This is a genomic window from Alteromonas aestuariivivens, assembly GCF_003367475.1.
Taxonomy (GTDB): domain Bacteria; phylum Pseudomonadota; class Gammaproteobacteria; order Enterobacterales; family Alteromonadaceae; genus Alteromonas; species Alteromonas aestuariivivens.
The window spans coordinates 63,398-85,389 of sequence record NZ_QRHA01000002.1; the positions used below are offsets into that span (position 1 = coordinate 63,398).

17 protein-coding genes are annotated in these 21,992 nt (G+C 49.8%); 7 read left to right on the plus strand and 10 right to left on the minus strand.

All coding sequences use genetic code 11. From position 1 onward, the window contains the following. Window positions 1-252: 252 nt before the first annotated feature. The 5 genes from nudF (at window position 253) to parE (ending at window position 4,624) form a co-directional block, all read left to right on the plus strand. The gene (gene nudF / locus DXV75_RS03120) at window positions 253-888 is read left to right on the plus strand and encodes an ADP-ribose diphosphatase (protein ID WP_115591854.1); all 636 of its coding nucleotides are present in this window, start codon (window positions 253-255) and stop codon (window positions 886-888) included. Between the two features lie 28 nt (window positions 889-916). Beyond that, on the plus strand, window positions 917-1,312 hold the full coding sequence (locus DXV75_RS03125; RefSeq protein ID WP_115591856.1) for a DUF1249 domain-containing protein: 396 nt from the start codon (window positions 917-919) through the stop codon (window positions 1,310-1,312). Continuing rightward, entirely contained in the window at window positions 1,312-2,049 is a 738-nt protein-coding gene (locus DXV75_RS03130; protein ID WP_115591858.1) for a metallophosphoesterase family protein, read from the plus strand. Before DXV75_RS03125 ends, DXV75_RS03130 begins: the two co-directional genes overlap by 1 nt. After that, window positions 2,046-2,627: a YqiA/YcfP family alpha/beta fold hydrolase gene (locus tag DXV75_RS03135; protein ID WP_115591860.1), complete on the plus strand. Its 582-nt coding sequence runs from the start codon at window positions 2,046-2,048 to the stop codon at window positions 2,625-2,627. Before DXV75_RS03130 ends, DXV75_RS03135 begins: the two co-directional genes overlap by 4 nt. 104 nt (window positions 2,628-2,731) lie before the next feature. Beyond that, complete coding sequence (parE, locus tag DXV75_RS03140; protein ID WP_115591863.1) at window positions 2,732-4,624, plus strand: DNA topoisomerase IV subunit B; 1,893 nt, start codon at window positions 2,732-2,734, stop codon at window positions 4,622-4,624. A 152-nt stretch (window positions 4,625-4,776) separates the two neighbouring features. On the opposite strand, the gene DXV75_RS03145 is transcribed toward parE, so the two are convergent. Then, window positions 4,777-7,434 carry a TonB-dependent receptor gene (locus tag DXV75_RS03145; RefSeq protein WP_181898339.1) on the minus strand — a complete coding sequence of 886 codons (2,658 nt, stop codon included), beginning with the start codon at window positions 7,432-7,434 and terminating at the stop codon, window positions 4,777-4,779. A gap of 505 nt (window positions 7,435-7,939) precedes the next feature. On the opposite strand from DXV75_RS03145, the gene DXV75_RS03150 reads away from it, so the two are divergent. Next, window positions 7,940-9,364: a sulfatase family protein gene (locus DXV75_RS03150; RefSeq protein WP_115591866.1), complete on the plus strand. Its 1,425-nt coding sequence runs from the start codon at window positions 7,940-7,942 to the stop codon at window positions 9,362-9,364. 64 nt (window positions 9,365-9,428) lie between these two features. Here the strand turns inward: DXV75_RS03150 and DXV75_RS03155 are convergent, their stop codons facing one another. The 7 genes from DXV75_RS03155 to DXV75_RS03185 form a co-directional block, all read right to left on the minus strand. After that, window positions 9,429-10,568, minus strand: coding sequence for an aldose epimerase family protein (locus DXV75_RS03155; protein ID WP_115591868.1), 1,140 nt, complete (start codon window positions 10,566-10,568; stop codon window positions 9,429-9,431). A gap of 2 nt (window positions 10,569-10,570) precedes the next feature. Continuing rightward, the gene (locus DXV75_RS03160; RefSeq protein WP_115591870.1) at window positions 10,571-12,265 is read right to left on the minus strand and encodes an arylsulfatase; all 1,695 of its coding nucleotides are present in this window, start codon (window positions 12,263-12,265) and stop codon (window positions 10,571-10,573) included. Continuing rightward, entirely contained in the window at window positions 12,262-13,404 is a 1,143-nt protein-coding gene (locus DXV75_RS03165; RefSeq protein WP_115591872.1) for a hypothetical protein, read from the minus strand. Before DXV75_RS03165 ends, DXV75_RS03160 begins: the two co-directional genes overlap by 4 nt. A 16-nt stretch (window positions 13,405-13,420) precedes the next feature. Then, window positions 13,421-14,593 (minus strand): family 43 glycosylhydrolase, encoded by a 1,173-nt coding sequence (locus DXV75_RS03170; RefSeq protein ID WP_115591874.1) that lies wholly within the window; start codon window positions 14,591-14,593, stop codon window positions 13,421-13,423. 14 nt (window positions 14,594-14,607) lie between these two features. Next, entirely contained in the window at window positions 14,608-16,161 is a 1,554-nt protein-coding gene (locus DXV75_RS03175) for a sulfatase family protein (RefSeq protein WP_115591876.1), read from the minus strand. A gap of 389 nt (window positions 16,162-16,550) precedes the next feature. Further along, on the minus strand, window positions 16,551-17,687 hold the full coding sequence (locus DXV75_RS03180) for a protein-tyrosine phosphatase family protein (protein WP_147291787.1): 1,137 nt from the start codon (window positions 17,685-17,687) through the stop codon (window positions 16,551-16,553). 93 nt (window positions 17,688-17,780) lie between these two features. After that, on the minus strand, window positions 17,781-18,926 hold the full coding sequence (locus DXV75_RS03185; protein ID WP_115591880.1) for a hypothetical protein: 1,146 nt from the start codon (window positions 18,924-18,926) through the stop codon (window positions 17,781-17,783). Window positions 18,927-19,476: 550 nt separating this feature from the next. On the opposite strand from DXV75_RS03185, the gene DXV75_RS03190 reads away from it, so the two are divergent. Next, window positions 19,477-20,223, plus strand: coding sequence for a hypothetical protein (locus DXV75_RS03190; protein ID WP_147291788.1), 747 nt, complete (start codon window positions 19,477-19,479; stop codon window positions 20,221-20,223). A gap of 6 nt (window positions 20,224-20,229) precedes the next feature. On the opposite strand, the gene DXV75_RS03195 is transcribed toward DXV75_RS03190, so the two are convergent. Beyond that, a complete protein-coding gene (locus DXV75_RS03195) occupies window positions 20,230-20,787 on the minus strand; it encodes an RNA polymerase sigma factor (RefSeq protein ID WP_181898340.1) in 558 nt (185 codons plus the stop codon). A gap of 184 nt (window positions 20,788-20,971) precedes the next feature. After that, window positions 20,972-21,991: a glycoside hydrolase family 43 protein gene (locus DXV75_RS03200; protein ID WP_115591885.1), complete on the minus strand. Its 1,020-nt coding sequence runs from the start codon at window positions 21,989-21,991 to the stop codon at window positions 20,972-20,974. Window position 21,992 lies beyond the last annotated feature (1 nt).

The window sequence follows — 21,992 nt, forward strand, 5'->3', positions numbered from 1 at the left end:
GTGCGCCTTCCTGTGTTCAATTATTTAGTCCCTTGGACTGCATGTTGCAACGAAGTTTAAAAAAATCAACGTCTAACCAACAGCTTATTGTGGTAACAGTCCATGTCTAACTGTAACAGAATGTGTTGCCACTCATGGTATGATCATTAAGCAATACTATAGTGGCACAATTTGTTCAAGTGTCCTAGCTGTATCGGTAACAGCTTGGCATACTGGGTATTATAGTTTATTAACATTCGAAGGTGTCGGTAAATGAGCAAGGAAAAACCCAGTTTTACCTCAAAAGATGTCGAAATTATGAACGTGCTGCCGTTGTATGATGGTTTTTTTAAAATGGTTCACTACGAATTTCGACACAAACTGTTTGCCGGTGGCTGGAGTGATTTGGTGCGCAGGGAAATATTTGAACGCGGCCACGCGGTTGCTGTGCTTCCCTATGATCCTATCCGGCAGGAATTTGTATTGATAGAACAGGTACGAATCGGTGCCCTGGCGACATCAGAGTATCCGTGGCTCATGGAAGTGGTTGCAGGTATTATTGACGAAGGAGAAACCGAAGAATCGGTCTGCCATCGTGAAGCCATGGAAGAAGCCGGCATCACCCTTACGCATCTTACCAAAGCGACCAGTTACCTCGCCAGCCCCGGAGGCACCACTGAACGTATACATATTTACGTAGCCTGTACTGACGCCACACAGGCTGAGGGGATCCATGGCCTTGACTACGAGAGTGAGGACATTCGGGTACATAGGGTCAGCGAAGATGAAGCTCTGCAATGGCTGGAAAGTGGGCGTATTGACAACGCCGCAACCATTATTGCGCTACAATGGTTTTTTATGCACAAGCAAAGATTAATGGAGCAATGGCATTCCAGTGAGTCTGATTAAGCGTAAATACGTCCCTCATCTGCCTACGATGCAGGCGATATGCGAACTGAATTACCATCGGTTCTTACGTATATTGCCGGATTGTGATACCGAAGATCTGACCTACCAGTTTACGGTTGGCCCTCAGCTGAGTTACCGTATGACCATAACGGATGCAGCCCGTTACACCACAACTGTTCGGGTTGAACAGATAAGCCGTCACGCGCCAGCTTATATGAAGCCCGTAATGGTGGTTCGTCTTTATCATGATGCACGGATGGCTGAGGTTATCAGCAGCCAGAACACCGGGGCTTTTGCCGCTTCCTACGAATATCCCAACAATAAAATGCGTCAGCGTAACGAAAAGCAAATGGTTAATGTATTCCTGGCTGAGTGGCTGCAATTTTGTCTTAAACAGCGCCCTGAGGTGGTTACTGAAGCCTGATGCGTTTGTTGCAGATCACAGATTGCCATTTGTTTGCCGATCCTCAGCAGGTTGGCCCCGGTAATATCAATCCTTTCCAGTCGTTGCAGAAAATATTGTCTCTTGCCCTATCGTTAGCGCCTGATGGCGTTTTGTTTACCGGCGATCTCAGTGGCGATGGCAGTGAGCAAAGTTATCAGCATTTTGCAGCTTTGGCAGAATCCTGGCTGAGAGAGATCCCCTGGTATACCATTCCCGGAAATCATGATCTTAATCCGTTTTACGATGAAATTCTGCATCGTAAAAATCTGGCGGTTGGGAGCAGTTGGAAGTTTAATGGCTGGCTGGTGCATGGCCTGGATACCCGATGGCAGGGTACCCGTGGGCGCGTGTGTACTCATGCTTTGAACCGCATTGGCGATTCAATAGCGGCAAACCCTAACGATGGCCACATACTGGCGCTGCATCACCATCCTCTCCCATCACTCAGTTGGATGGATCGCCATGATTTGGAGAATGCCGAAGTGCTGCTGAACTGGCTTCAGTCACATACCAATCTACCCTTGGTGGTGCACGGCCATGTGCATGCCGAAATGGAACTGCATTTCGGGCACAGTGCAATTCTTGGGGCGCCTGCCAGTGCCTGGCAGTGGCAATTGAGCGAAGATTTTGGCGTTGACCCGCAAGCACCGGGTTTACGTATTATTGACCTGGAGCACCCTAATCAATGGTGCAGCAGTATCAGGAGAATTGCATGAGCGATTTGCTCTATTTGCACGGTTTTTTGAGTTCCCCCCATTCTGCAAAAGCGCAGCAAACAAGGGAATATTTTGCGCAATACCATCCCCATGTTCGCCTGCACATTCCGCAGCTTTCCAATTATCCGGCTAAGGTGGCTGACCAGCTTTTAAGCCTGATTGAGCAGACTCCGGCACTGGTAAGCGGCGGTCTGAAAGTAATTGGCAGTTCAATGGGAGGGTTTCTGGCCTCCTGGCTGATTGAACAGTTCGGTGGGCGGGCTGTATTGGTCAATCCGGCAGTTCGGCCCTATGAGTTGTTGCGAGGATATCTCGGTGAGCATGTTAATCCCTATTCCAAAGAGCAATTTGAATTGGTTGAAGGGGACATGGAGATACTTCGGAACATGGACACGCCTTCGCTCAAGTCGCCCCAACATTATCGGGTAATGCTGCAAACCGGCGACGAAACGCTGGATTACCGTGAGGCTGAACACAAATACGCGCTCAGCCGCCTGGTGGTAGAGCGGGGAGGCGACCACAGTTTTGTTAATTTTGCCAATCACCTGCCCCAGATAGCCGAATTTCTGGGAGTATAAGCGGTTGCAGTGGTTAGCAATTGCCCCGCTGCGATACCCCTGCTAACATCCTGTAAGTGTTGTAGGTGTATTGGCCCGAGTGGGTGAGAGTAAGAACAATAACTATGTCAAATCAGTATAACTCAGATGCCATTGAAGTCCTTAACGGACTGGAGCCCGTCAAGCGCAGACCGGGCATGTATACCGATACCATGCGACCTAACCATTTGGGGCAGGAAGTTATCGACAACAGTGTCGATGAAGCGCTGGCCGGTCATGCCTCCAATATCAAAGTCATTTTGCATGAAGATCAGTCACTGGAAGTCATTGACGATGGCCGGGGTATGCCGGTAGACATTCACCCGGAAGAGAAAATTTCCGGTGTGGAACTGATCATGACCAAGCTGCACGCCGGGGGGAAGTTCTCCAACAAAAACTATGAGTTTTCCGGAGGTCTGCACGGAGTGGGTATTTCCGTGGTTAACGCACTTTCTACCCGTGTTGAAGTAGTTATCCGTCGCGATAGCCAGGTCTATCAGATCGATTTTGCCAACGGAGATAAATTCGAAGATCTTCGTGTAATAGACAGTTGTGGCAAGCGCAATACGGGAACCCGGGTGCGTTTCTGGCCCGACCCCCAGTATTTTGACTCGGCCAAGTTTTCCGTTTCCCGTCTGCGCCATAATTTGAGAGCCAAAGCGGTGCTGTGCCCTGGCCTGCGTATTCGTTTTGAAGACAAGGTCAATAAGCAAACCGAAGAATGGTATTTCGAAGATGGCTTGCGGGATTATTTGTACCAGGCAGTAGAACAGTATGAAACCTTGCCGACAGACTCTCCATTTGTTGGGACCTTCAGCGGTAACAGTGAAGCGGCCGACTGGGCGGTAATGTGGCTGCCCGAGGGTGGCGAGTTGCTTACTGAAAGTTACGTAAACCTTATTCCGACTGCCCAGGGAGGCACTCACGTAAACGGATTGCGCCAGGGGCTGCTTGAGTCCATGCGCGAGTTTTGTGAATTCCGTAACCTGATGCCCCGCGGTGTAAAGCTTAGCCCGGACGATATCTGGGACCGCTGTGCCTATATTCTTTCTACCAAAATGCAGGACCCGCAGTTTGCCGGGCAGACCAAAGAGCGTTTGTCGTCCCGCCAGGCATCTGCGTTTGTATCCGGGATCGTAAAAGACGCCTTTAGTTTGTGGCTGAACCAGCACACCGATGTTGCAGAAGCGCTGGCTGAAATGTGTATCAGTAATGCGCAACGCCGCCTGCGTCAGAACAAAAAGGTAGCCCGTAAAAAGGTTACCCAGGGGCCAGCCTTACCCGGCAAGCTAACCGACTGCTCCTCCCAGGACATCAGCCAGTCAGAGATATTCCTGGTGGAAGGGGACTCTGCAGGAGGATCGGCTAAACAGGCCAGGGATCGTGAGTTCCAGGCCATCATGCCGCTCAGAGGTAAAATCCTGAACAGCTGGGAAGTGGACTCATCACAGGTGCTGGCGTCGCAGGAAATCCATGATATTTCAGTTGCGTTGGGCATTGACCCGGACTCAACCGATTTGAGTGGTTTGCGCTACGGCAAAGTGTGTATTCTGGCCGATGCAGACTCAGACGGTTTGCACATCGCCACCTTGTTATGTGCATTGTTTGTACGCCACTTTAAGACGCTGGTCGAAAATGGCCATGTGTACGTGGCCATGCCGCCGCTATTTCGCATAGACGTGGGCAAGGAAGTATTCTATGCCCTGGACGAAGGCGAAAAGCAGGGCATCCTGGACCGTATCGAAGCGGAAAACAAGCGGGGCAAGGTAAACGTGCAGCGCTTTAAAGGGCTGGGAGAAATGAACCCCATGCAATTGCGGGAAACCACTATGGACCCAAATACCCGCCGCCTGGTACAACTGACCATTGATGATGTGAATGAAATGCTGGAAATGATGGACATGTTGCTGGCCAAGAAGCGCTCCGGCGACCGCAAAGCCTGGCTGGAAAGCAAGGGCAATATGGCCGAAGTGGTGTAGATTGCCGATTTCAGCATAAGCTATATCTGCATATAGCATCCTTGTATGGCTGTCTAGGTTGATCCCCATCAACAAGTTGATGGGGCTTCTAATCAAGTTTTCTCGAATTTAATTATTCGCCGGTGTTGAAACCTGTCGTTGAGCCAAACTGTCTAAAATCTTCCTCGAATCCCCACACTATAGATGGCACCTGAAACGGTGTAGGACATGAAGTTTGATTCTGTCGCATGGTAATCGTAAGTTTCTTCATCAGTAACATTGCGTACGCTGCCAATTAACGAGAGGTGGTCGTTAATGGTATACCTGGCATTGATATCCACCTGACCGCGTCCATCACGATACACCGGGAAATCCAGATAGCTTGGGAAAGTCACATAGTCACTACGGTAGCTGTAAGACGCCCGGGCACTGATGATATTGTTTTCATAGTAAAGGCTCAGGTTATAGCTTTCATCTGAAATACCCGGCACATCGCTGCCATCTTCCTTCAGCTCACCATCAACACCTGTGTAATTGGCGATGTAGCCAAAGTTCGCCAGCGCATTGGAAATGAAGGCAAAATCGCCTTGCAGGGATATTTCGAAACCGCTGATATCTGCGCCTTCTCCGTTTTCCGGTTGGGTAACATCAAGCTCCCCAAGTTCCTCAAATCCGGGTACCACACGTTGCTCGAAACCATTGACAATAAACGACTCCATGTCTTTGTAAAACAGCGCGACGGAGAAAAGCGCAGCATCATCAAAGTACCACTCATAAGAGAAATCAATCTGATTCGCTCTGAAAGGATCCAGGTAAGGATTCCCCAGATTTGCAGTCGCGGGCGGGCCCGCTTCTTCGTTGATGTTACCGCCAGGATTCAGGTTTCCCAATGGGGCACGGCTTAGGGTTTTGGCTAAGCCGCCTCTCAGCAACATTTCATCATTGAGACGATAAGTGATATTCAGACTGGGCAGAGTATCGCTATAGCTTCGTTCGATACTGATAGGATCTCGCGAGGCAGAATCAAATCCATCACTGCTTTGATCGGTTTCTAAATATCGCACACCAAAGTTACCACGAAGGTCGTTGCCAAGTTCAAAGTCCACGCGCACATACGCAGCGGTGACCGCTTCGCCAATTTCATAGTTGCCCGCTAAATCGTTGCCATTGGCAGCCAGTTCAGCGGGGTTGTAGAGTGCAGAGACGTCATTCGTCAGTGAACCGATATCCACATTCGGGATGTACTGCACACCTCCTATACGACTGGGGCTGAATTTCTCAGGATGTTCCAGGTCAATATAGTTATCTAGTGTAATAAGCGGATCCAAGCCCCGCACTATGCTGTTTCCATCGATGCTGCGACGTTTTGCTTCGTGATTAGAGTCAGTATAACGAACACCAAACTTAACCCCGGTAAGGACAGCTATATCGAATTTTCGGCTGATATCCGTCGCAAAATCTGTCATATCATTGGTAAAGTTGCGATCCAGCAAATTCGATACATTGAGAAAATAGCGCTCTGGATTTTCAAAAAGCAGGCCATTTACGGATGGATCACCCGAGGCATGTGCGCTAAGCAGAGGCGGCTGACCAGGATCCGTGTATTCAATACTAAAATCATCGTCGCCCCAAAACTGCATAAAGTACTGATACTGCTCGAACTTACCTTTGGAGACGGCAAGTTTTGACTCGACAGTCCAGTCATCGTTGGCCTGCCAAGTTACATCCAGCGCGGTGGATTGCAGGCCAAGGGTAAAGTCCCTATCCAGTGCCAGCAGACGCCTTGCCGGGCTGGTATTGATGGCATCAAAGGCCAGGAATCGGGCAAAGCCATTCTCATTGTCGGCAGGCACCAACACACCGTTAATGCGGCTGTAGGAGGGGTTAACCTCAGCAGGGTAAATTGGCTGGGAACCGAAATCCCGCATTACCTCTTCGGCAAAGAGATGTGAGAGTTCAATATCTAAGTCGTCATTGGGTTGCCATTGGAGTGCTCCGTAAATCCCGGTGCGTTCTTTTTGTTGTGAACGATTGTTATAACGAAAATTACGTGGGATCCGCCCGGTAGTTCCTTCTATTGGGCGGTCAATCCAGCCAGCAGTTTCATAGCGGTGGCGCTGCAATTCCACATCCTGATAATTGACCGAAAGCACCACACCCAACGTATCGTCGTTGAAGCCTTCGCTATAAAGTGCTGATACCCGATAACCCGGTTCGTCATTCAACTCCGGATACTGAACTTTGTAGCTGCCAACCAGTTTTCGTCGAGGGTTGCTCAGTGGTTTAACGGTTTCTACATCAATGGTGCCGCCGATGCCGCCCTCCTGGAGATCAGCGGCTGGCGTTTTATAAACCTTAAGCTTATTCACCAGTTCCGGGGCAAGAATACTGAAATCAAAATTTCTATCAATGGTATTGGGTGCAACCGACACACCTTTAAATCGAATTAAATTAAGGTCGGGCCGAATGCCCCGCACGGACACCTGAGTACCTTCACCGGAGCCAAAGTTGTCGTCAGCGGCATTGTCCACCCCCCGATTCAGCTGAATTCCGGTTATGCGCTGTAATGACTCGGCAACATTTTCATCGGGAAACTTGCCGATGTCCTCCGCCGACACGGCGTCCACTATGGCATCGGAGAATCGTTTGGTGTTGAGTGACTCTTTTAGTGAAGCCCGGATCCCTGACACTTCGATGACTTCAATGTCGGTTTGTGCATCTTCCATCTGTTGCGCCAATGTGGCAGGAGTCAGCAGAACTGACACCAAGGTAGCCAGGGTGCTGTAGCGGAAATGCGTTGACTTCTTATTGTGTAATCTTGGTGTGCCCATGTTTTCTCCGAATTCATTCTGTCCAGCGTGAAACTGAAAATTCATTCAATTATGAAAACAGTTTCCTTTTTTGGTAAAAAATTTTGCCATCCTTAAAAGCGTACACAAAGGTGTCTGCTTGGTATAAAAATACACCGCACGGCTAGCTAACTCAAGGTTTAAGTTTCGCAAATGTTAAAAATGTTTATTTATTGTGTGTTTATTGCGAAGGTCGCCAGAGGTTCGTTGCGTGTAAAAGCGTAAGAAAGGATTGAAGGATGAATGTTTTTTTGATGCTTTTTTTTGGGGTTTACTCTGATTGAAAAAACTCTGAAAACAGTTTACCTTTTCTGTGGCCGTGAAGGCGCTATCTTAATACGCACAATCGCACTGGCAGTCAGAGCCTTGGGTGTTGGTAATGTTTACTGATGTTAGTGAGCGCAAATCATCGAATCGAATCGGGGTATCTCGGCGTATTTCTGCCCGGGTGCAGTAACTATCTGAAACAATCAACTGGGTGCAGGGAATGAAAATTACAGTCAATCTGGTGTGTCTAATTGCGGGGTTGGTTTTTTGCGGGCAAGGCAAAGCACAAAACTTACCCAATGTGCTGGTATTCATCGCCGATGATTTAGGGTATCTGGACACCGAAATAGCAGGCTCACCCGATGCAATTACGCCGAATGTTCGTTTGCTGGCAAACCAAGGATTGGTATTCGAACGGGCTTATGTGAACAGCCCTAGTTGTGCACCCAGCCGGGCGGCGCTGTTTACAGGCCTTAGGTCACAGCGCAACGGCGTAGAGGAAAACCACGACATTACCCGATTTGACGGTGTTAACCATATATTGACGGGATTTCAAAGTAAAGGTTATGAGATTGCAGCGTTTGGCAAAATTCGACACGGCAAACTTGATGGCCCCGACCAATGGGACCATGGCATTGAACACTATGGTAAAACTGATTTCGATGTGGCGGAGTTGGAGGAGTATCTGGCAAGTCGGGATGCCAGTCGGCCCTTGCTATTGATGGTGGGCTCCCGGCCGCCACATGTACCCTGGCCACCACACAGCAGTTTCGAACCAGCGAAAATCAGTCTTCCGGTTAAATCCATAGATACGCCCCGAACCCGGGAAATTCGTAGCCGTTATTTGCAGGATGTGAAAAATATGGACGACCAGTTCGGTCAGGCGCTTGCGGCTTTTGAACACCACAGTGAAGGTGATGAAATAGTATTGTTCACATCTGATCATGGTGCCCAGTGGCCCTTTGCAAAATGGAACCTATATGAAACCGGAACCCGGGTACCAATGATAGTTAAGTGGCAGGGCAAAGTTCCCGCTGGGCAAAGTACTCAGGCGCTGGTGAGCTGGATTGATATATTCCCCACGCTCACAGAATTGGTCGGTGGTGGCCTGGAGAACAATATTGACGGCCGCAGTTTTGCTGACGTGCTATTGAATGGCAAGCCCCAGCATCGCTCGCAGGTATTCACCACTCACACCGGCGACGGCAATGGTAAAAAGGCGCACAACTCCTATCCCATGCGTGCAGTGGTCACAGAGAGATTTAAATACATACGAAACCTGCATCCTGAATATGTCTTCAGCACACACACGGTAAAAAATGTATTTTTGGATCACAACAGCTACTGGCCGGATTGGACACAAAAGGCACAAAGCAGCGCTACTGCAGCCAGCATTGTAAAAGCGTATCTATCCCGTCCTGCTGAGGAACTGTATGACTTGGTCACCGATCCCTATGAACAACATAACCTGGCAATGGAGCCTGACTATACCCGGGTCCTGTTAACCCTGAGGGGGGAGATTGATAACCTGATGCAGGCGAGTCAGGATACCGGGCGGGTTGCCGGCAATCCTATCAGATTGGTGGATTGCTGGAGAGATGGCTGCCAGTTGACTCAAACAAAGCCAAACGAGGCAAATGACTGAGGCCGCAGCAGGAGCAGCCCTATGCTAGCGTGCTGGATTGCCCGTAGCATAGGGGGAGGTTATCTTACTCTAATACGGAAAAACGGTACTCAATAAGGTTACGGTAGGTTTGACCGGGCTGCAGAATTGTAGATGGAAACTCAGTTTGATTTGGCGAGTCGGGAAAGTGCTGAGGTTCCAGGACAAGGGCGGTGCGATAATCATAACTGCGACCACCTTTGCCCTGAATTGTACCATTCAGGAAATTGCCGGAATAAAACTGAATACCGGGCTGATCTGACCATATCTCCATTACCCGGCCTGAGCCTGGCTCCACAACCCGAGCGGACAATGCCAGTTCACCATAAGCTTTATCGAGCACCCAGTTATGATCATAGCCCTTGCCATACTCTAATTGGATATTTGACTCGTTAATGTCAGTACAAACGGGTTTTCCATTCTGAAAATCAAAAGGTGTGTCGCTGACAGGCTGATTTTCCCCCAGTGGAATGGCGGTGGAATCTACCGGGGTATAGTTGCTGGCGGGAAAGGTGATAACGTGGTCACAAATTGATCCGCTACCGGCCAGATTGTAGTAAGCATGTTGGGTAAGGTTAATCGGTGTTGGCTGGTCGGTTAGTGCTTCAAAGGTCAGGGTCAGACGATTGTCTTCATGCAGCGCATAAGTAGCCGTGACAGCAACATTGCCCGGATAGCCTTCTTCTCCATCGTGGCTTAGGCGAAACAATTTCACGCCTACTGCACTGTCGGTGGTAAAAGGTGAAGCCTGCCACACTTGCTTGCCAAAACCTTTGACCCCTCCGTGAAGATGGTTAGTTTTGTTGTTAGTTGCCAGTTGGTAAGATTTGCCGTCCAGCGTGAATTGCCCTTTAGCAATACGGTTGCCGAACCGGCCTATCAGTGCGCCCTGAAAACTTTTGTCCTGCTCATAGCCGGCCAGCGTGTCATAACCTAAGACGATATCTTTCATCTGGCCGTTTTTGTCTGGCGTAAACAGATTCACCAGAATACCACCGAAATTGGTGATATTAGCCTTGAGTCCGTTGCTGTTTTCCAGTGTAAACAGGGTGATAGGAGTGCCATTGCTCAGGGCGCCGAAAGGCTCGGAGGACACCTGCAGCGCATGATTGTCGGCGAGCACATGGTTGCTGCTTGCGGCAAGCACAATAGCCAGGCCACAAGCCAGATAGGTCTTGTTGTACATTGTTAATGCTCCTGATTGGTTGGGTTGCCGGATGGCCGGTGATCATAGCGGCGCTGCTTTTCTTCCCAGAAGCCCCCTGAATCTGGCCGCGCAGGGCCAATCCACTGGTCCACCAAATCCCGTTGAAACCACTTTTCGTACTGCAGGATCATGGATTGGGCTATTTGGGGATAATCAGCAAATAAATCCTCGGTTTCCGTGCGGTCCTGCGTCATATCAAACAGTTGCCAGGGGCCCTGTAAACGGGACACCAGTTTCCACTTGTCGCTTCGAACTGCCCTGTTGCCTTCATGCTCGAAGAAAATCGGTTCATTGCGGCTCAACGATTTTCCCTGAAATAACGGTGTCAGAGGGACGCCATTCATCGGCAGAATTTCCGTATTACGGTATATCGTCGGGTAGTGGGCGCCACTGATATCGACGAGGGTGGGTAAGATGTCTACCACATGGGCCGGAGTCGTCTCAAAACCTTTGTTTTGCGGTTTTTCTATTCCGGCAGGCCAGTGGGCGATAAGTGGTGTGGCGATCCCGCCTTCATGGGTGTAATGCTTGTATAACTGAAAAGGCGTATTGCTCAGGGATGCCCAGCTCTGACCCATAACCAACCGTGAGTCCGGACCGCCCAGAGGGTTCCCCGCGGCGACACCATTTGGCCCGCTCTCTGCGGAAGGGCCGTTGTCAGACATAAACAGGATCAGAGTATTGTCCAGGAGGCCCTGCTCCTCAAGATAATGGGTTAATCTGCCGACACTGGAATCGATGTGTTCGATAGAAGCGGCGTACACTGCCATCATATGATCGAAGCGCTCTTTGTCTTGCTGGCTCAGTGAATCCCATTCTGGAACGTCTGGTGATATTTCAGTCAGTGGCCAGCTTTTATCAATTAATCCCAGTTCGATTTGACGCTGATATCGTGCTTCTCGCAGCTTCGACCAACCCGCCATAAATTTTCCACGGTACTTTTCGATGGTTTCTTGTGGCGCCATGACCGGAAAGTGAGGGGCTACATGGGCCAGATATAAGAAGAATGGTTGTTGGCTTTGCCGGGCCTGCTGGATAAAGCGAATACCCCAGTCGGTCCACAGATCTGTACCGTACCAGTTGTCACCCAGGCGGGGATCGGAAATCGCCATTTTCTCGCCGTTCAGGTAGATTTTCGACGGCCCCTTTAGCCGTTTATTGAAGGGCGGCTGGTCAGGGAAATACACCCCTCCGGCGGGCAATACCAGCGAAGCCTGAAAACCGCGTTCCTGGGGCGGAGTGCGATCAAAACCCAAATGCCATTTACCGGTCATGGCGGTAAAATACCCAGCTTCTGACAACACGTCTGCGGCTGTCACGGCCCGTTCGTGTAAATAACTGAGTGTCCCTCTGGCACCCTCAGGTGCGTAACCGGATAAATACCCCATACCGGCTTTGTGCGGGTACATGCCGGTGAGCAACGAAGCCCGGGTCGTACTGCATCGCGCGGTATTATAGAACTGACTGAACTTCAGACCGTGATTGGCCAGAGAATCTAGATTGGGAGTAGGCACTTCGCCGCCATAACTGCTGAGATCGGAAAAACCCAAATCGTCAGCCAGGATCACGATGATGTTGGGGCGGGCAGCGGGATTGTTCGCACCCCCAAAGACCGGAAATCCGATAAAAGCACCCACTACAGCAAGCAAAATCAGGAACGTCGGTTTGCTGTTCATGGTTGTGTTCCTTTCGAGGAGGTTTGGACCTGATAGTCAATGTAATCCTGCATAAACTGATAGTGGAAGGGCGGCAGGCCATCCTGCCATTGCACGGTCTGGTTGCTGTAGAGGGAATTTAAAATCCATGGGTCCCGATTGTCGGTGAACGGTCGCTTACCGTAAGTCTGGTAAAAGCCGTAGGTGGCTCCGGCAAATTGTGGGTAACTACCAAATCTCGTCATTGCGTCGCGAATATAGTGCTTGCGGGTTTCAAACCAGGGACTGGCGCTTAAAAATGCCACCCACTCCTCGCGCGCCACCGGCTGGTGGTTGACTACCTGATCCAGGTATTGATAAACCTGCCAGCTTTCTGGCCTTTGGTAATGTTGGGCAAAGTCGGCGGGTACGGGCTGTTTCAGCGATGCCCGCCAGTGATGCATGAGTGAAAATTCAGTGGCGATAAAGTGCTGCCCGGGGCGCAATCGGGCCAAAGCATAATCGATCATGGTGGTAAATTGTTCATCACTGGCATGATGGATATGCAGGTCTACTCCGGCTATCCACGGTAAGGATTTGGCCAGCGCGAGCAGAGGGGCGGAATCAGTCTGCATACCGCCTTCCCACAGGCGGTTAAACGCACCAAGATATAGTGGTTGTTGATAGCCGTTGGCTAATTGATACTGGTGGATTCGCTCAGCAACCTGCTTGTAAAACCTGACCAAGGGCTGTTGGCGCAGAGATTTTTCAGTTTCAATAAACGGTTCGTTGCCCGCCACAACGATGTCAGCATAGGGCATAAGTGCATCGAGCAGGGTTGGCAGGAAGTTTAATTCCTGATCGATATCAGCCTGTGTGATAGGGAAGGGCCGGTTTTGATAATTAAACTTCAGGCTTAGTACCGTATTCAGGCCCATTTTTTTAAGCTTCTGAAAACCCATTACTCGAGGGTCTGTGTTTAAGTCGCGGGAGCCTTGCTGGTAATGATGGTAGACGATAAAGCCCCGGGCCCAGGAACTTTGGCTTCGTTTCAGGTCGCTCAGGTTGACCCGTTCCAGGCTTTCGTTGTAATTGGCGCCCAGAAAGGGCTCGGCTTGAATTGCCAGACTCTGCGGTCCCCACAAGAGAGCGCAGAGCATGAGAAGCATGCTCTGTTTCATAATGATGACCCTTTGGTTAATCCAGCTTTCGGGAAAAGTCGGGAAAGAATTGGTCGCCTTCCATTTTCATTGGAATAATGGCCGGGCGTGTCAGGAACTTACGTTCCAGCAAGTCGCCTCTGGGATTACCAAACATGGTGGCCCACCAGTTGCCTTGCTTGTCCATGAAAAAATTATTGTGGCCGGCACCAATAACCGATGTATAGCGGTCACTGTATGGGCCGTAGATATTGTCGGCGGTGGCGATGACAACGTCATAGCTGTAGCGATTGGCTGCCCAGTCTTTGCGGTCCGGATACACTCGAGTAGGATCATTGGGCTCACCGGGATCATAGGCAAAGCTGCCGTCGGGCATCCGGAAGCTCCAGATTGCCTGAACCAGGTGATACTTTTGGTTGGCTTTAAATATGTAAGCCCCTTCGATATAAGGTTTGCGGCTGTACTCCTGTTCATCAAGAGTACGCATGGGTTCGGCCAAGCCACTCATATCGTCCTTCATGCGGGCAATTTCATGGTTATGGCCGACAAAATACACCGTACCATCGTCGTCTTCGAACAGGCTGCCGTCAATTCTTGGGAACAGCGGGCCATCGCTGTTTGCAGCAATGTTCTCGTAGGGCCCGGCGGCTTCACCGGTGGTACTGCGCAGAACAAAGCTGCCATTACCATGGGGATTGGCGGGAATGGAGGCGACAATAAAATAATTTTTCTGACTTTTCAGGTAGTGGATTTCCGGAGCCCACAGAGTCCGTCGTTGGTTGCTGATGGGATTGTTATTGAGATCAACTGTGCGATTATCATTTGCAGAATAAAAGTCCTTTTGCCAGGTAGCGTGCTTGTCGAAATCCCAAACCACGCCCATGGATTCCCAATTTTTCAGGTCTTTCGAGCGCCACAATTTTATTCCGGGGCTTCTGTCATAGGCGGTGATCTTTCCTGGCATTCCCACTGTGCCTGTCAGGTAGTAAAAACCATCGTTGCCAAGGTTTACATAGGTATCCCTTAACCAGTGATCGAAAAGAGGCTCGACACTATCCGGGATCTGAAGTTTCGGATCCTGCACATTGATTTCACCGTAACGGCTTACCTGCTGCAAAGATGGGGGCTGAGTGTCGTCTTTCGAAGCCTGACAGGCACTTACGATCGCCGCCATCCCCAGTATTGCCATACCACTTAAAATTTTATTCATTTTGATATGCCCTCCTATTGTTCTGATTCGCGCTCGGTACGCTGCTTAATTGCTTCCAAGCGGGCAGCCATCTGCCGGGTTCTTTCCGGATGCGCATCCGCTAGGTTATGCTGTTCTTTTAAGTCTTCGTCCAAGTTGTAAAGCAGAGGCTCTGAGCCTATTCCTGTGCGAACTTCCTTATTGGCTAACCAGTCAGGAAGATCACCGGAAAACGGGGCAATGTATTTCCAGTTTCCCTGACGAAGTCCAATAGCAAAGGCCTCTTCCAACATTTCCTCGCGGCCGTCGGCAGTGGCATCCATCAGAGCGGGTAAAATATTCTCGCTGTCGATGGCTTCCGTATTCGCCAACGGGTATCCCACCATTTTGGCCAAAGACGCATAAAAATCGATGTGTGAGATTAGTGCGTCACTTTCTCCGGTGCGTTTTTGCCCCGCATAATAGGTGATCATGGGAACCCGGGTACCGCCCTCATGGACACTGTATTTACCCCCTGAAAAAGGTCCGGCGGGCTGGTGGTCACCGATGCGTTCCACTGCCTGATCAGCATAACCATCGTCCAGAACCGGCCCGTTGTCGCTGGAGAAAATGATTAGGGTATTGTCCATTAAACCGCGCTTTTCCAGTGCATCTATGATTCTGCCAGTCATCCAGTCCATCTGAACAATGGCGTCTCCCCGTGGGCCCATATCCGTGGCACCCTGGAATCTCTCATTGGGGACCCGGGGAACATGAATATCATTAAAGGGGAAAAACAGCATAAAAGGCGCAGACTGATTTTCATCGATAAAGCTGATGGCTTTGTCTGTCATAACTATCGGAAAATCCTCGTCCCGCCATTCCGCATCCTTACCACCACGCATCCACCCGATTCGGCTGATGCCGTTGATGATACTGCCGCTGTGCTGCAGGTCAGCCTGCTGTTTAAGTAGCTCTGGATGCTCAGTACCCAGAGGGCGGTCGCTAATATTCGTCTCATAGCTCACTTCAATCGGATCATTGGGATCCAGGCCCACGATGTGATGGTTTTCAAGATAGGCTGTCGGAACCCGATCTCCCGTGGCGGGAATAAGAAAGCTGTAATCAAAGCCAATCTCCAATGGGCCAGGCTTTACCGCCTGGTTCCAGTCAACTTCGCCGCGTCCCAAGCCAAGGTGCCATTTTCCTACCACGGCTGTAGTGTAACCCACTTGTTGTAACATTTTGGGCAGGGTAGGGCGCTCGGGGTCAATGATCAGAGGTGCATCGCCGGGCAATATTGCTGCGTTATTCCGAAAGGCAAATTCACCGGTCAGCAGAGAATAGCGGGACGGCGTGCAGGTTGCCGCAGGGCTGTGCGCATCGGTATAACGAATGCCGTGTGCTGACAGGGCATCAATATTGGGGGTTGTTACAGCGGTTGCTCCATAGGCACTCAAATCGCCATAGCCCAAATCGTCGGCGTAGAAAATAATGATATTGGGTTTAAGTGCTTCTGCGGCAGTATCTGAAAGCTCCGCACTGGGTTTGGTTTCCTGAATATCTGGTGAAGTGCATCCCCAAAGAGAAATCAGAAGAGTGGTGGCCATCGCGCATGCCTGCGGTGATTTCCTGTTTAAGCCCATAAGTATTCCTGTTTTCAAATTACTCGGTAAGGTAACTGTTTGCATTTTCTTTGATTGAACATCTGTAGAAATCTAAGGTCTAACTATTCTTCTATCCAATTAAGCGCTTTTTAACAAAGATTTCCGGTTGTTTTTCACGTGAGGGAACAATTGATTAACATATGATTGTAAGGTAAACCGTTTTCAGTTTTAATGCAAGCTTCTCATCAGTTCTAGGCTTGGCCGGGCTAACTCTGCGAAGGTCTGTTGGAGGGATGGGGTGAGCCCTCGGGTACAGAGGGAACCTGTACCCTGGCGGGGTTGTCACCTGACAATGCTAATAGGAGTACCCGGCTGAGAAACGCTTCAGCCTGTTATTGCTTCGGCAGACTCGTAAAATCAGCGCTCCACAAAAAGTTTTTTTCTTCTCCGGAACAGGTACTGAAACAGAATATCCCGTTGTAGATCCAGGCGTCCGCCTTGATGTTGTAGTTGAGAAAGCGGTTCTGTCTTAATGCAAAAGTTGCAATCCGGACCGGGTATTGTGGTTGGTGGAAATAATCCCGAAAGACGTTTTTCAGATAATGCTTCTGCGAGTTTGCAAAATCGTGCATGGCGTTAAAGTGGTGCCAGCGTTGACTGTCTTTTTCACCCTGCAACACCAGTAACTCTTGCCAGATCTGATTGGTGGTTCCCTCAGGGTAATACTTATTGGCGTAGCTGGTGGCGAGTTGCTGAGCGTTGTGACTCTTGAACCAGCGCATTAGGGAGAATTCAGTGACCAGAATATCCTGGTCAGGACGGATCTGGCTGCTGGCGTAGTCGAGAACCTCCTGCCACTCTTCGATGTTTTCATGATGAGTGTGCAAATCAATGCCCGCAATCCAACTGCTATTTTTGGCAAACTGCATCAAATCAGTCAAAACCGTAGTGCGTTCAATGATTTTGTGCAGATTATTGAACGCGCCCATGTAAATATCAAAGTTGTGGCTGTTGTTGGTGCGAAAGTTTTTTATTTCGTTAGCCATGCGTTTATACCAGTCCGTCATATCCTGGTCGCGAAAGGGGATATTGGTCTCACGAAAGGGCTCATTGCCGACAACGACAATATCTATGTTTTCCGCGCCGGCACTGGCCAGCACTTTACGCATAACATCGAAGTCATCCAGTCTGCCCTGGGTATCGGGGCCGGGGAAATCCCGCCCTTTGGTCGCCCATTTAAGGTTGATTATTGTTTTGTAGCCCTGGCTGTGTAACGCCTTAAAGTTACTGATGCTGGGATCGTTTTGGATTTCAGCCAGGCTCTTACCGCGGTGCTTGGACATATCCACAAACATGCGTACCCACACTGTTCCTGAGCGCGCCAGCATGCCATCGGGAGACAAATCCTCAAGCTGAGTGCCCAGGCCATTAACATTCACGCCGATGGCCGTTTTCGCAGAACACAGGGAAACGCCAAAAGCGCCGTAAACCAACATGGCGACACTGACTAAACGAGTTATTGTTTGCATAGTTTTCTCACTTTTTTGTTAATTGATACCGAACTAAGAGCCCCCGCTGTTGATCAGCTTCAATGGGCTTATTTATAAGGTTTAGGTTTATGCCTATTGCTTGGGCAGACCATTGAAATCTGCCAGCCATTGATATGAGTCGTCTTCACCGGAGCAGGTGCTGAAGCAGAAGAGGCCGTTGTAGATCCAGGCGTCCGAGTTGCTGCTGTAGTTAGGGAATGGGTTTTGACGTAAGGCAAAGGTGGCAACACGAACCCGGTTAGCAGAGAGGTTAAAGTAGTCCCTGTGTACATTGCGCAGGTAATGTTTACGGCTGCTCACAAAGCCGTGCATGGCATTAAAGTCGTACCAGCGATTGGTCTCCTGTACATTTTGAAGCTGGACTAATTCTTGCCATACCTTGTTGCTGGTGCCATTGGGATAATACTTGCTTTTGTAGCTGTTACTCAGATTGTTGCTATTTTTGCTCTTGTACCACCGCATAAGTGAGAACTCGGTGACGATAATGTCCTGATCATTACGGATCTGGTTTTTGGCATAGTTTAAAGTTTCCTGCCACTCTTCAATCATTTCGTGATGCGTGTGAAGATCAATGCCGGCGATCCAGCTTTTATTTTTGGCGAATTGCATTAGGTCGGCGAGCACGGTTGTGCGCTCTGAAGTTTTATAGACGTTGTTGAAGGAACCCATGTAGATGTCGTAATTGTAGTTATTGTTGTTACGAAAATTATTGATCTCGCTGGCCATGCGCTCATACCAGTCGGTCATATCCTGGTCGCGGAAGGCGCCGTCTGTTTCACGGAAGGGCTCGTTACCAACTACTACAATGTCAATATTGGCGGCGCCAGCGCCGATCAGAACTTTTCTCATCACATCAAAATCATCCAATCGACCCTGGGTATTTGGACCAGGAAAATCCCGCCCATTGGTGGCCCACTTCAGGTTTAATATGGTCTTGTAACCCTGGCTGTGCAGAGCGTTGAAATTCGAAATGCTCTCGTCGTTGGATATTTCAGTCTGACTTTTGCCCCTAAGTTTGGACATATCTACAAACATTCGTACCCATACAGTGCCAGATCGCGCCAACATCCCATTGACGGACAAATCTTCCAGTTGATCGCCGAGTCCGTTGACATTAACTCCCACTGCTTTGTCTGCGTATGCTGGTACAACGGTTAAAAATGCACCAATTGCTGAGGTGCAAATCAATTTTGCTAATCGTCGGTGTAATTTTTCCATTTGTCGTCTCTTTGCCGTTGATTTGGTCTGGAATCTGAATCCAGACATTGAAGGAATTGCTCGTTGGTTACGCCCTGGTACAGCTCAAAGTGTGCATAGTTGCCAAAGCTGCTTTGAGAGGTCTCCAATTTGGATTGGCAGCCCATTCCTAGATAAAGACGACGTAATGTTGTGAAACCGACAGGTTGTGTTTAAAAAATGTAAATATTTATTTGTTTAAGTGTGATGTCGGTTTTGGCTCGCTGAAACGTCTGATCAGTAAACTGGTGTTCAGAGCAAAGTCGAAGGGGGAATGATGCTGCAGTTTCGAATCAAGAATATTGGATACTTTTCGGCAGGTTTCCTGTGCAGTCTTCTTTGTCAGTGGGGGATTGATGAAACTGGGTTGCATTGGGATGAACAGGCAAGTGCAGACGCCCGGTTTCACGCAGATGTTGCAAAACATTCAGTTCAAATTTCCGCTTCAGATAACCTGTATTCAGTCAAAAGCGTTGACTCAGAGCCAGTGCAGCCAAGTCCAGATGTTAGCCCAGATTGCACCGGCCAGTGTGTGAACAGCCTTATCAACGCTATCCAACACTCTGTGAATGATCAGCAGACAGCAGATACTGTGGCCATGGTGGAAGGCTTGAGTTTGCCGATCAGTGTTAATTTTGAACAGCGCCAGCAGTTACTCCAGGCGCTGCAATATGAGTTGGCAGGTTTGGACGACCTGAACGGGTCAATTACCCAGGGAATGCTTGCACTGTTGGCTCCGGAAATTCAATTGGATATTGCCGGTTTACTGGCGCAATCTGAGAGCAAAAATCTCAGAGTTGAGGCTATGAATGTGATGCTGCTTGGCAACCATCAGCCTTCGAAGCTGGCGCAGCGTATATCTGATTTACTGGAAAACGAGCGGGATGATGATGCGCTGGTTGCCATGCTGAGCCGGATACCCGCGTTAGAAGCTTCACAAACGGGTGCAGATATTGACCATCTTCTTATAACGCTGATGGAGGATAACAGCCGCCACCCTTCAGTTCAGTTCCATGCAGCCCAAAGCTTGTCTTTGCTGGCGCCTGCTTCCCTGGCGTTGCAGGGTACCATCACCACAATGCTCCGCAGTCAGCAAGCCGGGCAGCGCCAGAATGCTCTGAATCTGTTACAGCATGCCGTTGAGCGACATCGGCACGCCGGTGATGCCTTTCAATTTGAACTGGACAGTATTGCCAATGATCACAATGAAGATCCACTGACGAGAATCGCGGCCTTGCGGGTCTTGTCCCGCTACCGCATTGGTAACCACAGTGGCTAAGTGATTTTATGACTCCTCTATAATGGGGCTGAAGTGCTGCAAGGCTCTGTATATATGACGTTCCACGCTGCGCGTTGACAAAGCGCAGGCGTTGGCGATTTGTTGATAAGGATATCGCTGATGCATACGCATAATAAAAATGGTTTGTGTTGTTTTGGGTAACTGAGAAAGTTCAGCCCAGAATTGATTCAGATTACGACGGGCCAGGTGCACACGTTCTTCACATCGTTCGTCCTCTTCCCAGCGGAAAGCCTGAGTATCAGCAATATGCAGGTTGTGCTTCTTTCTTCGTTGCAATCGCAAATGATCCTTCAATGTGTTGGCAGCAGCGCGAAACAGAAACGCTTTGGGCTCCTCAATCCGGGAGTCAGACTGACGTTTGAGAATTCGTAAAAACACATCCTGCACCAGGTCTTCGGCGTCGAAAGTTGAACCCAACTGTCGGGTAAAGTAGCGCAGCAAAGGTTTACGAAAGTTTTCCAGGGTCTCAACCGTCAACGATTGCATCGTCCCCTTGTGATCCGAGAGGGGGGAGGGGGGCGGCAAGGTTCTGTTGGGTTTCATATTGTGCCTCCTTATTCCATACAAGGCGGAGATGAATCCGGGCACAGTCATGCCTTGCCAGCGATAAGGGTCATCGCGGTACAGCCAGACTGTGAGTAAAACGGATGGGTTTTAGGAACCCAGCCAGGCTAACTGGCGCAACCGCTGACCGGGGATTCCTCTGATAACAGCTGCCAGATAGATCCTAAGGGGATCGGAACAGTAGTGGTCGTTTCTGGTTTGCCTCAATCCGAACCTGTGGACCAGACTGGTCCGTGGTTTGCCAACTGATGGGAGCAAGCCAGGTTTTTCTGGGATGAACCTCTGAGTGGCTGGCGTGAGCGTGAAAAACGTAGAACCATTGATTGTGTTGATCGCGGTACGCATCGCCGTGCCCCGGGCCGCTTAAGCCAGTGTTGCGGCTATCCAGGATGGGGTTATTTTCGTAACGCTGCCAAGGACCCAGGGGGGAATCCGCTATGGCATAACCAACCGCGTAGTCCGGGCTTTTAAAGTGATTGGCAGAGTAAAATAAATGGTATTTACCCTGGTGTTTAATCACTGTCGGCCCTTCAACCACATTTGCCTTCGGTGCCGATTCGGTGCGTTCCCAGCTACCTGGAAGGGCACTCAAACAATGTGTCAGGGTGTCGGGTTTGATATCGTCCATTGCCTCGTTTAGTTGGGCAACAAAGATGTGATTCCCCTTATTCAGACGCACGTGGTAGAGATACGCGCTGCCGTCATCGTCAAAAAAAACGAAGGGATCTATCTGGCGCAAGCCACCGCTCAGTGAGAAGGGGTGCGGTTGTGAAAACGGCCCGGTAGCGCTCAGGCCTTCTGCGATGGCAATTTGCTCGTTAGCGGTATAAGCAAATTTATACTGATTTTTGTGCCTGAAGAGCTGCGGTGCCCAAAAGCCTTTGTCACCAAAAGCGTCTGAACCGGCTTTCAGTACATAGCCCGGATCGTGGGTGTCTACCGGTTGCCAGGTCAGGCTGTCGTTGGATTCATAAGCTCTGAATCCAGTTTGCGGTGGCGGCTCTGTTCCAAACAGGACGTAGCGACCGTCTTCAACAAAAATACTCGGATCGGCCAGCTCAATTTGCTGTGGCGCCGCCATGGCTGACAAGCTCAGGAATGTGGTGCTGAAAATCATCGCTGCGGCGCGCACGGCCGTGACTGCACTGCAGCGTAGGTGTTGGGATTGACTGTTATGCATCATG

Coding starts and splice junctions, on each gene's coding strand:
- nudF (WP_115591854.1), top strand. CDS start 253: ATGAGCAAGGAAAAACCCAGTTTTACCTCAAAAGATGTCGAAATTATG.
- DXV75_RS03125 (WP_115591856.1), top strand. CDS start 917: ATGCAGGCGATATGCGAACTGAATTACCATCGGTTCTTACGTATATTG.
- DXV75_RS03130 (WP_115591858.1), top strand. CDS start 1,312: ATGCGTTTGTTGCAGATCACAGATTGCCATTTGTTTGCCGATCCTCAG.
- DXV75_RS03135 (WP_115591860.1), top strand. CDS start 2,046: ATGAGCGATTTGCTCTATTTGCACGGTTTTTTGAGTTCCCCCCATTCT.
- parE (WP_115591863.1), top strand. CDS start 2,732: ATGTCAAATCAGTATAACTCAGATGCCATTGAAGTCCTTAACGGACTG.
- DXV75_RS03145 (WP_181898339.1), bottom strand. CDS start 7,434: ATGGGCACACCAAGATTACACAATAAGAAGTCAACGCATTTCCGCTAC.
- DXV75_RS03150 (WP_115591866.1), top strand. CDS start 7,940: ATGAAAATTACAGTCAATCTGGTGTGTCTAATTGCGGGGTTGGTTTTT.
- DXV75_RS03155 (WP_115591868.1), bottom strand. CDS start 10,568: ATGTACAACAAGACCTATCTGGCTTGTGGCCTGGCTATTGTGCTTGCC.
- DXV75_RS03160 (WP_115591870.1), bottom strand. CDS start 12,265: ATGAACAGCAAACCGACGTTCCTGATTTTGCTTGCTGTAGTGGGTGCT.
- DXV75_RS03165 (WP_115591872.1), bottom strand. CDS start 13,404: ATGAAACAGAGCATGCTTCTCATGCTCTGCGCTCTCTTGTGGGGACCG.
- DXV75_RS03170 (WP_115591874.1), bottom strand. CDS start 14,593: ATGAATAAAATTTTAAGTGGTATGGCAATACTGGGGATGGCGGCGATC.
- DXV75_RS03175 (WP_115591876.1), bottom strand. CDS start 16,161: ATGGCCACCACTCTTCTGATTTCTCTTTGGGGATGCACTTCACCAGAT.
- DXV75_RS03180 (WP_147291787.1), bottom strand. CDS start 17,687: ATGCAAACAATAACTCGTTTAGTCAGTGTCGCCATGTTGGTTTACGGC.
- DXV75_RS03185 (WP_115591880.1), bottom strand. CDS start 18,926: ATGGAAAAATTACACCGACGATTAGCAAAATTGATTTGCACCTCAGCA.
- DXV75_RS03195 (WP_181898340.1), bottom strand. CDS start 20,787: ATGAAACCCAACAGAACCTTGCCGCCCCCCTCCCCCCTCTCGGATCAC.
- DXV75_RS03200 (WP_115591885.1), bottom strand. CDS start 21,991: ATGATGCATAACAGTCAATCCCAACACCTACGCTGCAGTGCAGTCACG.